This is a genomic window from Caballeronia sp. LZ008, from assembly GCF_031451435.1.
Lineage (GTDB): Bacteria > Pseudomonadota > Gammaproteobacteria > Burkholderiales > Burkholderiaceae > Caballeronia > Caballeronia zhejiangensis.
The window spans coordinates 1,128,397-1,141,248 of sequence record NZ_JARUXK010000004.1; the positions used below are offsets into that span (position 1 = coordinate 1,128,397).

Genomic DNA, 12,852 nt, shown 5'->3' on the forward strand with positions numbered 1-12,852 from the left:
CTGGGTCAACTCTTCGATGTGAAATACGCGCTGCATATCCTGCCGGAACTCGCGCGCGCGGCGACTTATACGATCGGCATCACGCTCGTCGGGTTCGCCATCGCGCTCGTGCTCGGCCTCGTTCTCGCCATCATGCGGCGCAGCGATTTCGCGCCGCTCGCGAAGACGACTGCGTTCTTCATCGAGTTCATACGCAGCACGCCGCTGTTGATTCAGGTGTACGTGCTCTTCTATGTCGCGCCGCTTTACGGCTTCACGATGTCGGCGTTGACGGCGGGCACGCTCGGCATCGCGGTCCATTACGCATGCTATGTGTCCGAGGTGTATCGCGCGGGACTCAACGGCGTTGCTCGCGGACAATGGGAAGCATCGTGCGCGCTGTCGCTCAGGCCGTGGCGCACCTATACCGGCGTGATTCTGCCGCAAGCGATCCGCCCGGTGATTCCCGCGCTCGGCAACTACCTTGTTGCGATGTTCAAGGACACGCCGGTGCTCTCCGCGATCACCGTCGTCGAACTGATGCAGCAGGCGAAGAACATCGGCTCCGAGACCTTTCGCTATCTCGAACCCATCACGATGACCGGAATCTTCTTTCTCATCATCAGCGTGACGTTCGCTTCGGGCGTGCGTCATATCGAACGGCGCGTGAGGCTGCCATGACCGCGACTCAATACCAGGAGCAGCAGATGAAACGGGATTTCGACCCCGCGCTCGGCCGCGCAGCCGACGCCAGCGCGAACACGCCGATGGTGCGCTTTCGCAACGTCACCAAACGCTACGGCCCGCTGACCGTGCTCGACGGCCTCGATCTCGATGTCGCGCCGAACGAGAAGGTGGCGATCATCGGGCCGAGCGGCTCGGGCAAGTCCACGCTATTGCGCGTACTGATGACGCTCGATCCGCTGACCGATGGCGTCATCGAAGTGGACGGGCAGCCGCTCACGCACGAAATGCGCGGCGGCAAGCTCGTGCCCGCATCGCCGCGGCATGTTCGTCAGGTTCGCAGCAAGATCGGCATGGTGTTTCAGAGCTTCAATCTCTTTCCACACATGACCGCGCTCGCGAATACGATCGAAGCGCCAATGAGCGTGCTCGGATTGTCGAAGAAGGAAGCGACCGAGCGCGCGCGCGAACTGCTGTCGCTCGTCGGCCTCGCGGAGAAGTGCGAGCATTACCCGTCGCAATTGTCGGGGGGACAGCAGCAGCGCGTCGCGATTGCGCGAGCGCTCGCCATGCGGCCGAAGATCATGCTGTTCGACGAAGTGACATCCGCGCTCGATCCCGAACTATGCGGCGAAGTGCTCAACGTGATTCGCCGTCTCGGCGAAGAACACAACCTGACGATGCTGATGGTCACGCACCAGATGGGCTTCGCGAAAGAGTTCGCCGATCGCGTGTGTTTCTTCTCGCAAGGCAAGATCATCGAACAGGCGCCGCCGCAGCAGTTCTTCAGCGCACCGCAGCATGAGCGCACGCGGCAGTTCCTGCGTGCGGTGACCGAGGCGCTTTGATTCGTTGCTGCGCGCGGCGCGGGTGCGGCTTACTGCGTGCTCGCCGTCAGCGGCGTATAGGTTCCCGTGAGTGCCTTGAGGAACGCGACGATCGACTCGACATCCGCTTCCGATAGCTTCGTTCCCACTTCGTACTTCGCCATGTCGCGAACGGCCTGATGCAGGTCGTTCACGTTGCCGTCGTGGAAATACGGCGCGGTCAGCGCAACGTTGCGCAGTCCCGGCACCTTGAAGCGATGCAGATCGCCCGGATCGCGTGTCACGTTCGCGCGGCCTTTGTCCGCATCCGTCAATGCAACGCCGCGCGCCGCGAAGTAATCGCCGGCGAGTCCCATCCGTTCATACGACTGGCCGCCGAGATTCGCGCCGACGTGACAGGTCGCGCAACGGTTCGCCTTGAATAGCTGATAGCCGCGCAATTCCTGCTCGTTGAGTGCGGTCTTGTCGCCGCGAAGATAGGCGTCGAAACGGCTCGGCGTGAGCAAGGTCTTTTCGAATTCGCCGATGGCGTCCGTGATGTCGTCGCCCGACCAGCCGCGTTCATACACACTCGTGAAGGCGCGCGTGAACTCCGCATCCTTGTTCAGCTTCCCGATGATCTGATCCCACGAAACCGAAGCCATCTCGACCGGATTCAGCGGCGGCCCGCCCGCCTGATCCTGCAGCGTCGCGGCACGTCCGTCCCAGAACTGCGCGTGATTCAGCGCCGCGTTGAATACGGTCGGCGCGTTCACGCCGCCGAGTTGACCGCCCACGCCGAGCGATAGCTTGCGGTTGTCGACGCCGCCGGTTCCGAGGCCATGACAGCTCGCACACGAGATCGAATTGTCAGACGACAGGCGCGGATCGTGGAACAGGCGCATGCCGAGCGCGACCTTGCGCGCATCGACGGGCAGCGATGCCGGCAAGGGCTGCACCGGCTCGTTCGCGAATTCGTCGCTTACGCCGTGCGTCGCATAGTTCGCTTTGCGGACATCGGCGATCCATTCGAGCAGCATGTCGCGATCATCCTGCGTCAGGCCCGTGCTCCAGTGCACGGCGCGGAACGCAGCGGGCGGCATCGTGCCGTCTTTCACGACTGTTTCGAGCTTGGCGATATCGGCTTCAGGCGCGGGCGTGCCGTCTTCGAGAGCGTTGTACAGCGCGTCGATACGGAAATGACGCAGCCCTTTCTCGACGTCATGCTTCGATAACTGCGCGATGCCAGGCCATGTCGAATACGACGGCAATTCGGCCTTCGTCGAATGGCAGTAATAGCATGCGTTGCGGTTCAGCACGTTGCGAATGGAACCCGCTTGCGCCGACGACACCGGTCCTTCTGCGGCCTTGCTCGCATACGCCGTGTCGTGCAGATACGCATAACCCGACATGCCCAGATATCCTGCAATGAAGACCCCCGCGACCGCTAACAACGACTTCTTCAACATGTTTGACATCGACTGGCTCTAGCTTTCGAATTAGTTGGCTAGCGATGCTAACGAACGCGGCCGGAATCGTGGTTGAGAGCCGTCAACGTTCTTTCCCGGACAACTTGTCGCGCTTGATGCGTGGCGTCGAATGCCGTGCGCCATGGCGTCGCATGAGCGTCGAGGACCGTTTATTGCTTCCCGCTCATTCGATGACCACCGGAGAGTGCGATGCCCCCCACCCTGCATAAAGTCGCGCGTTTCGCGGATCTGTCCGCCGGGCGCGGCACGCGCGTGTGCGTCAAGAGCGAAGACAAGGACGCGAAGGACATTCCGATCCTCCTCGTGCGCGACGGAGAGAATGTGCGCGCGTACACCGCCAAATGCCCGCATGCGGGCGGACCGCTCGACGAAGGCGCGATTTGCAACGGACGCATCGTGTGTCCGTGGCACAAAGGCACGTTCGATGTCGGCGACGGCAGTCTCGTCGAGCCGCCGCCTTTGAAGGCGTTGACGCGCTATGAAGCGATGCTCAAGGACGGCGATGTGTATGTGTCCGCGCAACCCATGGAGAGCGGCGACGTATCGCAGAAGCAGACCAACGATAACCGGACCATGCTCATCGTGGGCGCGGGCGCGGCGGGCGCGGCCGCTTGCTCGGCGTTGCGCGAAGCCGGTTTCGGCGGACGCATCGTGTTGGTCGGCGGCGACGCGCGCGAGCCGTACGATCGCACCTCGCTCAGCAAGTTCACGCTCGCGGGCGACATGCCACCCGACGACGTTCCGCCCCTGCTCGACGACGATTTCTTCGCGAAGCACGACATCGAACGCAACGAATCGCCTGCCGTTCATCTCGACGCGAAGAACCGGCGCGTCGAACTCGCAAACGGACACAAGATCGATTACGACGCCGCGCTCGTCTGCACCGGCGGCGTGCCGAAGCCGCTCACGATGCCCGGCGCAAACCTCGCGCATGTACATCTGCTGCGCACTCGCGACGATGCGCGTGCGATCCTCGGATCGCTCGAACAGCACAAGCGCGCGGTGATCGTCGGTGCGAGTTTCATCGGGCTCGAGGCGGCTTCATGTCTGAGGAAGCGAAACGTCGACGTGACCATCGTCGCGCCGGGCAAGGTGCCGTTCGCGAAGCAGTTCGGCGAGCGCATCGGCGAGATGTTCAGAAAGCTGCACGAGAAGAACGGCGTGACGTTTCATATGAATGCACGCGTAAGCACATTCAGGGGCGGCAACGCGGTAAGCGAAGTGATCCTCGATTCCGGCGAGAAGATCGCAGCCGATGTCGTGCTCGCGGGCACGGGCGTCGATCCCGCCACGTCGTTTCTTGCGGACGTCGAGCTCGCGGACGATGGCGGCATCGATGTGGACACGTCCATGCTCGCCGCGCCCGCGCTCTATGCCGCCGGCGATATCGCGCGCTTTCCGTTGCCGCGCTCGGACCAGCGCGTGCGCATCGAGCATTGGCGTGTCGCGCAGCAACATGCGCGCGTCGCCGCGTACAACATGGCGGGCAGCGCACGCACGTATGTCGGCGTTCCTTACTTCTGGACCTATCACTACGAGAAGACCTTCGACTATCTTGGACATGTCAGCGAGCCCGACAGCATCGAAATAGACGGCGATCTCGAAGCGCAGCATTTCATCGCGTATCTGATGAAGGATGGACGCGTGGGCGCGGTGGTCGCGTGCGAACACGACGCCGCCGTGTGCCGTCTCGCCGAAGCGATGCGCGAGCCGCTCACGCTCGAAGACGCACGTCGCATCGCCAACGCCTGAGCGCGCGAACATGGCCACGAAACGCGCCGATATCGACCCGCAACAGACGCCCGCATCGCTCGACGAATGCCGGCGTTGCGCGCTCTGGGAACACGCGACGCAAGCGGTGCCGGGCAACGGTCCGCGTCATGCCCCGATCATGATCGTCGGCGAGCAGCCGGGCGATCAGGAAGACTTGCAGGGCAAGCCGTTCGTCGGGCCTGCCGGCGCGATGCTCGATCGCGCGCTCGAAGAAGCGGGCGTCGCGCGCAAGGAGGTGTATGTAACGAACGCGGTCAAGCACTTCAAGTGGGAACCGCGCGGCAAGCGGCGTCTGCACAAGACGCCTGCGCAGCGCGAGATCGATGCCTGCCATTACTGGCTCGATCGCGAGACAGGCGATGTTGCGCCGCAAGTGATCGTCGCGCTCGGCTCGACTGCGCTCAAGTCCGTGTTGCGCGATTCGAAGGCGACCCTGCAGGCCTCGATGGGGCACGCGCTCGAACACGAGGGACATGCGATCGTCGCGACCTATCATCCTTCGTTCGCGTTGCGCGCGCCCGATCCGGAGACACGCGAGCGTGCATACAAGGCAATCGTCGAAGCGTTGCGCGATGCACATCGGCTCGTCGCGCGTCATCGGAAATAGCGTTGAGGGAATGACTATGACAACGAGCGCAAAGTCAGCAGCGAAAAAGAAGAATAGCGGCAAGCGGCCCAGCACGCGCCAGCGGCATTCGCTTGCGAGCGTCCGCAAGAAGCCGGAGCGCACGACGCATCGCTGGTCGCATCATGTGATGGAAACGAGCGATGCAATGGATATTCAGCGCGACATCTTCAAGACCGGCAACGCGCAGGAGATCGCCGATTCGCTCAAGCGCTCGTCGACGCGCAGCACCCGCCGCAAGGGCTCGCCGTTTCAATCGGCAATGTCGATGCTGAACTTCTACATCAATCGCGCGGGGCGCAATCTGCCGAAGTCGCGCAAGAGCACGCTGGAACGCGCGAAAAAACGCTTGCGCGAAGCGTTCGGACGCAAGCCCTGAAACGTCCGCGCGGCCTCGTCGGAACGAGGCCGCGCGCGTTGCGTGGCTACCGCTTCTCCATGAAGATCAGGGTTGCCGCTGACCGCCCTGATGCTGTGGCAACGGCTGATTCTGCTGCTGCTGACCGCTCTGCTGATCCTGTTGCGGTTGCCCCGGCGACCGGTCTTGCTGGCCGTGCTGCTTGGGCGTCGATGGCTGATTGCCCGTTTGCTTTTGATTTCCGCTCATGAAGCCCTCCTGGCTAAGTCATCGCGTAGGTTAAAAGCCGCGGCTTGCGCCGCACGATAGTGCGAGCATCGCGCGTACCAGAACGGACGTCCACATTATGCGGGCGCTTCGCAACGTCACGAGGAACGTCTCTTGCTCCCGCTAAAAGACGATGCGACCCGCTCAAAGGAGACAGCAATGGCGCAAGAACCTCCTCTCAATCCCGGCGATGAAGCCGAGCCCGGCGTGCCCGGTACCGGCGAAGACATCTGTCCGGACTGCAACGGCTCGGGCAAGTTCGAAGGCGCCGACTGCAAGATGTGCGGCGGAACGGGCAAGGTGACGCAAGGCATCGGCGGCGGTTGAATCGACGTTTCAGGAGTCACGTTTGAAAACGCATCCGAGCCATCTGGCAGGCACGGTCGCGCTCGCGTTGTTGCTCGCGAGCGGCGCGGCCATCGCCGACGATTACGCGAACGACTTTGGCCCGAACCCGACGCTGCCCGCACCGCGCAGAGCGATGATGCCGACGGTGAACATCGCGCCTGCCAAACCTTGGGCGCAGGGACAAAAACCCATCGCGCCCGAGGGTTTCGATGTGACCGCGTTCGGCACGGGGCTCGAACATCCGCGCTGGCTTGCGACGCTGCCCAATGGCGACGTGCTCGTCGCCGAAAGCAATGCGCCCGCGAAGCACGACGAAAACGCCGGCATCAAAGGCTTCGTCATGAAGAAGGTGATGAAGCGCGCGGGCGCGGCCGTTCCAAGCCCGGACCGCATCATGCTGCTGCGCGATGCCGATGGCGACGGAATCGCTGAAACGCGCAGCGTGTTCATCGACAAGCTGCATTCGCCGTTCGGCATGGCGCTCGTCGGCGACGATCTCTACGTCGCGGATACCGACGCGATCCTGCGCTTCAAGTACGAAAACGGCACGACGCAAATCACGACGCCGGGCGAGAAGTTCATCGACTTGCCTGCCGGCGATATCAACCATCACTGGACGAAGAACATCATCGCGAGCCGCGACGGAAGGAAGCTCTACGTGACGGTCGGCTCGAACAGCAATGTGGCGGAGAACTGCATCGACGCGGAGAACGGCCGCGCGGCGATCATGGAAGTCGATATCGAATCGAAGCAGTCGCGCCTCTTCGCGACGGGCTTGCGCAATCCGAACGGCATGGCGTGGCAGCCGCAGAGCGGCGCGCTCTGGACCGTGGTCAACGAGCGCGACGAACTCGGCAACGACCTCGTGCCGGACTATCTGACCTCCGTGAAAGACGGCGCTTTCTATGGCTGGCCATACAGCTATTACGGTCAGCATGTCGATGATCGCGTGAAGCCGCAACGCGCGGATCTCGTGCAATCGGCGATCGCGCCGGACTATGCGATCGGCGCGCACACCGCTTCGCTCGGTCTCGCGTTTTATGACGGCACCGCATTTGCGCAACGCTATCGAAATGGCGCGTTCATCGGTCAGCATGGTTCGTGGAATCGCAAGCCGAGAAGTGGCTACAAGGTTATCTTCGTGCCCTTCGACAATGGCAAGCCTTCAGGACCGCCCGAAGATATTCTGACGGGCTTTCTGTCGTCGGATGGTCATGCGCTCGGCCGTCCTGTCGGCGTGGCGATCGATGGCAAAGGCGCATTGCTCGTCGCCGACGATATCGGCAATACGGTGTGGCGGGTCGCGCCCGCCGCGAAATAAATGGCCGCGCGAAAGTCGGCACGCGGCGCGCCAGGTCTCTTCGCGCTCGCGGAAAAGCAGATCGTCGGGCTTTACGATGCGGGCGTGATGTCGCCTGCGGTGCTGCATCACGTCGTCGCGGCTTACGCGAATAGCAGCATCGACTGGAACGAAGATGGCACGCTGAAAACCGTCGATGGCCATACGGTGCACGAAGCCGTCGTGCTCGTGATGATGCCGGGACGTGCGTTGAAGAACGCACGCAAGGACTTCATCTCCGTGGTCGAACATCTCGCGGGCGGCGCGCGCGAGACGCAAGAGGACGAAGCGCAAGCCGAGGACGACGAAGATCTCCTGACTCAACTGGGCGGCGACCCATCGCCGCCGCGCGCGAAGGCGCGCGCCGCGAAGAAGAGCACGGAAGAAGAAGCCGAGCCGAAGCGCGCGGCGTTCAATCCGCTCGTCGGCGCGCGTGCCGTGCGCAAGTAGCGGCATCACGGCACGCGCCGGTCGCGATCAATGCGGCACGCCCGGCGCGATGAGATCGAGCAGATCGTCCATGTCGAATGGCTTCGCGAGAATGGGCACGCCGAGATGCTTCGCGCGTTCGAGTTCATCGGCATAACCCGTCATCAGCACGAGCTTCTGCGATGGCAAACGCGACATGATCTGCTCGGCCAGATCGATGCCGTTCATGCGGCCCGGCATCTGCACATCCGACAACACGAGATCGAATCCATAACCTTCGCCCAATAGCGCGAACGCGGCATCGGCGCTTTCTTCGTGATGCACCGCGCAGCCGAGCACTTCGAGCACCGCCGTCACGCCCGCCGCGACATCCGCGTTGTCTTCCACGAGCAGCACCGACGTGCCGCGCAACGGCTGGTCTTCTTCATCGGATAAGGGCACGATCGGCGGCGTCTCGACATCGGGCGGCACATAGGCCTTCGATTCCTTCGGTGCCGGACCATGATGGCGCGGCAAATAGAGGCGCACGGTCGTGCCCGATCCCGCCACGCTCGTGATGCGCGCCGTGCCGCCCGCCTGCTCGCACGCGGCGAGCACCTGCGTGAGGCCGAGGCCCGTGCCCGCGCCGCGCTGCTTCGTCGTGAAGAGCGGCTCGAACGCGCGGCGCTGCACTTGCTCGGTCATGCCTTCGCCGTTGTCGGTGATCGAGACGAGCACGTATTCGCCATCGGGAATATCCGTTTCCGCGCCGCGCACGCGCGCGTTCTGGCAACGGATCAGCACGCGCCCGCCGTGCGGCATCGCATCGCTCGCATTTACCGCGACGTTCACGAGCGCGATCTCCAGTTCGACCCGATCGGCCATGACGCGCCACAGATCGGGCGATAACTCCAGCGTCACCGCGACGGACGGATGCACCGATTTCTTCACGAGATCGAGCACGCTTCGCAGCCAGTCGGCGGGATCGACGAGCTCGCGTTTCAGCGGCTGCTTGCGCGCGACGCTCATCAGCCGCCGCGCGAGCGATTCGGCCCCGGCCGTGGCACGTTCCACCGCGAGCACTTCGCTTTCGACGTCGTTGAAGCGCTTGTGTCGGGCAAGCTCCATGTTCGAGCCGACGACCATCAGCAGATTGTTGAAGTCGTGCGCGACGTTCGCGACGAGATTGCCGAGCGCGCCCATGCGCCGCAATTGCCGGCTCGACGCCTCGACGGAAAGGCGCGTCGCGACTTCGGCCTGCCAGCGTTCCCATGCGGCCTGCTCGGCATTGAGCCGGCGGATCGAGAACAGGATCAGCAGCCACACCGCGATGCACGGCACGAGCGCGATCGTCGCGACGAGCGCAAGGTGATTGCGCCAGCGAGCGAGAACAGCGGAGGCCGCATAGCCCGTCGACACATAGAGCGGATAGTCGCCCACGCGTCTGAACGCGAGCAAGCGATCGACGTGATCAACGGTCGAACGAAGACGCATGCTGCCGTAAAGCTCGTTGTTGCGAAACGCGGCGGTAAAGGGTGTATTGGTCGCGGGTTGCCTGCTCTCCATGGCGGCCGGAAAGCGCGCGAGGATATTGCCGTCGCGCCGATAAAGCCCGATGACGACCGCCTTGTCGCCCGCCGCGAGTTCGCGATAAAAGTCGGTGAGGTAGTCGCGCTTCAACGCAATCGACACGACGCCCAGAAACTTCCCGTTTCGGCCGATGCGTCCCATCGTCGTCGTGAAGACATCCGAGCGCGCCACCTTGCCGCGCAAGGGCAACGAAAAGTACGTGACGGGCGCCACCGCACGCGCGGACTGAAAATCGTCGCGATCCTCGATCGATATCGCGGGCGCGGGATACCACCGGCTATTGGCGAGCAGCGCGCCTTTCTCGCCGAACACGGAGATCGCCGCGATTTGCGCGAGCGTGCCGCTCATGTCGTCGAGCGTGCGATGCAGCTCCGCTTCGCGGCTCTTGATGAGCGCGTCGTCGCTATCGCCGAGCAGATCGACGATGCGCGTCTCCAGTTGCTGATTGAGGTCGATCACTTTCAGCGCGTGCTCGTCGGCGACGCGCGTGAGGCGTTCCGTGAGTTCCCGCGCATCGGCGAAGCGGCGCTGATGATCGTAGTAGCCGTAGATGCAAAGGCACGCGACCGGAATGACGATGGATGCGCCCAATACGAGCAGCAGCACCTTGCGCATCGATGCGAAATGGCGGGCAGGCAGCGGCAGATCGAATGTCGCGGTCTCTGTGGAGTCCAAGCGTTGCGTCTCCGAGGAAGTCGACCGGCATATCGTAACCGGCGAGGAGTCGGAGCGGTATGAAGAATGAAGAAAACGCCGGCATTCTCTTTAAACGCGGCGAGTGCATCGGTCGCCGGCGGCCTTTCTTCTGATTTAGCCAGGCGCATGCCTGGCCACTCGTCGCAGGGCTTGTGGACCCGGCGCGAGCGTCGGCTTCAGCCGGCCATTTCGCGATCGGGCGTCGCGGATATGCGATGAATCGCGAGATCGGCGCCATTGAACTCTTCTTCGCGATCGAGCCGCAGGCCCACTGTCATCTTGATGGCGCCATACACGAGCGCACCGCCCGCGAGCGCGAGCACGACGGCGCCCGCCGTGCCGATGAGCTGCGACCCGATCGATACACCGCCGATGCCGCCGAACGCCTTCTGCCCGAACACGCCCGCCGCGATGCCACCCCACGCGCCGCACATGCCGTGCAGCGGCCACACGCCGAGCACGTCGTCGATGCGCCAGCGGTTCTGCACGCAGGTGAACATCTGTACGAAAAGCACGCCCGCGACCGCGCCGACGATCAGCGCGCCGAGCGGATGCATGAGGTCCGAGCCCGCGCATACCGCGACGAGACCCGCGAGCGGCCCGTTATACGTGAAGCCCGGATCGTTGCGGCCCGCGAACCATGCGGCGAGCGTGCCGCCGACCATCGCCATCAGCGAGTTGACGGCGACGAGGCCGCTGATCTTGTCGACGGTCTGCGCGCTCATCACATTGAAGCCGAACCAGCCGACCGCAAGCACCCACGCGCCGAGCGCGAGAAACGGAATGCTCGACGGCGGATGCGCGGCGATGCGCCCGTCCTTGTGATAACGCCCGTGACGCGGCCCGAGCAGCAGCACGGCGGGCAACGCGACCCAGCCGCCGAACGCATGCACGACGACCGAGCCGGCGAAATCATGAAACGGCGCGCCGAACGCGTGCGTCAGCCACGCCTGAATGCCGAAACGCTCGTTCCACGCGACGCCTTCCAGTAAGGGATAAATGAAGCCGACGATCACGCAGGTCGCGAACAGTTGCGGATTGAACTTGGAGCGCTCCGCAATGCCGCCCGACACGATCGCCGGAATCGCCGCGGCGAAGGTCAGCAGAAAGAAGAAGCGCACGAGCGCATAGCCGTTGTGCTGCGCGAGGATATCGGCGCTGTGCATGAACTGCACGCCGTACGCGATGTTGTAGCCGATGAAGAAGTACGCAAGCGTCGATACGGCGAAGTCCACGAGGATCTTCACGAGCGCATTCACTTGATTCTCGCGGCGCACGGTGCCGAGTTCGAGAAAGGCGAAACCTGCGTGCATCGCAAGCACCATCGCGGCGCCTAACAGCAGAAAAAGAGTGTCGGTTCCGGATTGGAGTGCCTGCATGATTCGAGCGATTGGTCTGAAAGAGGCGCACGTTTTGCAAGTTCCGGGCCAACTTGGCGCAGACGGCATCCAAACGGTGCAGACGCTTTGCGCAGCGCGGATTGGCATGGTGCAACAGGCCGCGACGCTAACTTTTTCGGTGCGCCCGATCTTGGTGCAGTGCCCCGTTGCATGGCATTGAATGCACCGCGCAAGAGCCAAATATTTCGATGCGAAGGGACGTCGTAGGCTTATCGCAAGCACGCGATGCGATGCACGTTCGCGTTGCGCGGCGAGTATTCTGAAGACTGGTCGCGTGCAAAACGGAGTGGCCATGACCTCACGCATCGAACGATTTGGCGAGCACGTACGCATGGAATCGCATGAGCGCGATCCGCGTGTCGTCACGGTCGTGCTCGATCGGCCCGCGCGTCGCAATGCCGTCGATCGTTCCATGGCCGACGCATTGCGAGAGGCGTTCGAGCGCTTCGATGCCGACGATGCGTTATCCGTCGCCGTGCTATGGGGCGCGGGCGGCACGTTCTGCGCGGGCGCTGATCTGTCCGCACTCAACGATGACGCGCGCCGCAACGAGATCCATGCCGACGGCAGCGGCCCCGGCCCGATGGGACCGACGCGGCTCGCGCTGCACAAACCCGTGATCGCCGCCATCGCCGGTCATGCGGTCGCGGGCGGACTCGAGCTTGCCGCGTGGTGCGACCTGCGCGTCGTCGAGGAACACGCGGTGCTGGGCGTGTTCTGCAGACGCGTCGGCGTGCCGCTCATCGATGGCGGCACGATACGGCTGCCGCGTCTCATCGGCATGTCGCGCGCGCTCGATCTGATCCTCACTGGCCGCGCCGTCGATGCTGACGAAGCGCTCGCTATCGGCCTTGTGAATCGCATTGCGCCGGCGGGCGAAGCGCGCAATGTCGCCGAAGCGCTCGCATGGGAACTGGCCGCGCTGCCGCAGGCCGCGTTGCGCGCCGACTTATGCTCCGCGCACGACAACGCGTTCGAAGCCGACCTGGGCCGCGCCTTGCAGCGCGAAGGCGCGAGCGGATATCGCGCGGTGTTCGATGAAGGTCTCGAAGGCGCGACGCGTTTCATCGCAAGACATCGGGACTGAAA

General features: G+C 63.5%; 13 protein-coding genes. 9 read left to right on the top strand and 4 right to left on the bottom strand.

Going from position 1 to position 12,852, the window contains the following annotated elements:
- On the top strand, window positions 1-660 hold the full coding sequence (gene ehuD, locus QCE49_RS30255; protein ID WP_208456975.1) for an ectoine/hydroxyectoine ABC transporter permease subunit EhuD: 660 nt from the start codon (window positions 1-3) through the stop codon (window positions 658-660).
- A 26-nt stretch (window positions 661-686) separates the two neighbouring features.
- Window positions 687-1,511 (top strand): ectoine/hydroxyectoine ABC transporter ATP-binding protein EhuA, encoded by an 825-nt coding sequence (gene ehuA, locus QCE49_RS30260; RefSeq protein ID WP_284508313.1) that lies wholly within the window; start codon window positions 687-689, stop codon window positions 1,509-1,511.
- Between the two features lie 29 nt (window positions 1,512-1,540).
- Here ehuA and QCE49_RS30265 read toward each other — a convergent pair whose 3' ends face one another.
- Window positions 1,541-2,947, bottom strand: coding sequence for a cytochrome c peroxidase (locus QCE49_RS30265; RefSeq protein ID WP_250456853.1), 1,407 nt, complete (start codon window positions 2,945-2,947; stop codon window positions 1,541-1,543).
- A 201-nt stretch (window positions 2,948-3,148) separates the two neighbouring features.
- On the opposite strand from QCE49_RS30265, the gene QCE49_RS30270 reads away from it, so the two are divergent.
- From QCE49_RS30270 to QCE49_RS30280, 3 genes are read left to right on the top strand one after another with little or no spacing between them, the layout of a single operon-like run.
- On the top strand, window positions 3,149-4,711 hold the full coding sequence (locus QCE49_RS30270; protein WP_250456854.1) for an FAD-dependent oxidoreductase: 1,563 nt from the start codon (window positions 3,149-3,151) through the stop codon (window positions 4,709-4,711).
- 10 nt (window positions 4,712-4,721) lie between these two features.
- Entirely contained in the window at window positions 4,722-5,339 is a 618-nt protein-coding gene (locus QCE49_RS30275; RefSeq protein ID WP_250456855.1) for a UdgX family uracil-DNA binding protein, read from the top strand.
- A 16-nt stretch (window positions 5,340-5,355) separates the two neighbouring features.
- The gene (locus QCE49_RS30280; protein ID WP_250435960.1) at window positions 5,356-5,736 is read left to right on the top strand and encodes a DUF3175 domain-containing protein; all 381 of its coding nucleotides are present in this window, start codon (window positions 5,356-5,358) and stop codon (window positions 5,734-5,736) included.
- Between the two features lie 66 nt (window positions 5,737-5,802).
- On the opposite strand, the gene QCE49_RS30285 is transcribed toward QCE49_RS30280, so the two are convergent.
- A complete protein-coding gene (locus QCE49_RS30285; protein WP_167561849.1) occupies window positions 5,803-5,964 on the bottom strand; it encodes a hypothetical protein in 162 nt (53 codons plus the stop codon).
- A 177-nt stretch (window positions 5,965-6,141) separates the two neighbouring features.
- Here QCE49_RS30285 and QCE49_RS30290 point away from each other — a divergent pair, with 177 nt between their 5' ends.
- From QCE49_RS30290 to QCE49_RS30300, 3 genes are read left to right on the top strand one after another with little or no spacing between them, the layout of a single operon-like run.
- Window positions 6,142-6,309, top strand: a complete 168-nt coding sequence (locus tag QCE49_RS30290; RefSeq protein ID WP_250456856.1) for a hypothetical protein — start codon at window positions 6,142-6,144, stop codon at window positions 6,307-6,309.
- Window positions 6,310-6,331: 22 nt separating this feature from the next.
- Entirely contained in the window at window positions 6,332-7,651 is a 1,320-nt protein-coding gene (locus QCE49_RS30295; RefSeq protein ID WP_409017583.1) for a PQQ-dependent sugar dehydrogenase, read from the top strand.
- Window positions 7,652-8,119 carry a hypothetical protein gene (locus QCE49_RS30300; protein ID WP_250456857.1) on the top strand — a complete coding sequence of 156 codons (468 nt, stop codon included), beginning with the start codon at window positions 7,652-7,654 and terminating at the stop codon, window positions 8,117-8,119.
- 27 nt (window positions 8,120-8,146) lie between these two features.
- Here the strand turns inward: QCE49_RS30300 and QCE49_RS30305 are convergent, their stop codons facing one another.
- Entirely contained in the window at window positions 8,147-10,342 is a 2,196-nt protein-coding gene (locus QCE49_RS30305; protein WP_250456858.1) for a hybrid sensor histidine kinase/response regulator, read from the bottom strand.
- Window positions 10,343-10,539: 197 nt separating this feature from the next.
- A complete protein-coding gene (locus QCE49_RS30310) occupies window positions 10,540-11,742 on the bottom strand; it encodes an ammonium transporter (RefSeq protein ID WP_008353013.1) in 1,203 nt (400 codons plus the stop codon).
- A gap of 313 nt (window positions 11,743-12,055) precedes the next feature.
- Here QCE49_RS30310 and QCE49_RS30315 point away from each other — a divergent pair, with 313 nt between their 5' ends.
- Window positions 12,056-12,850 (top strand): crotonase/enoyl-CoA hydratase family protein, encoded by a 795-nt coding sequence (locus tag QCE49_RS30315; protein WP_250456859.1) that lies wholly within the window; start codon window positions 12,056-12,058, stop codon window positions 12,848-12,850.
- Window positions 12,851-12,852: the final 2 nt, after the last annotated feature.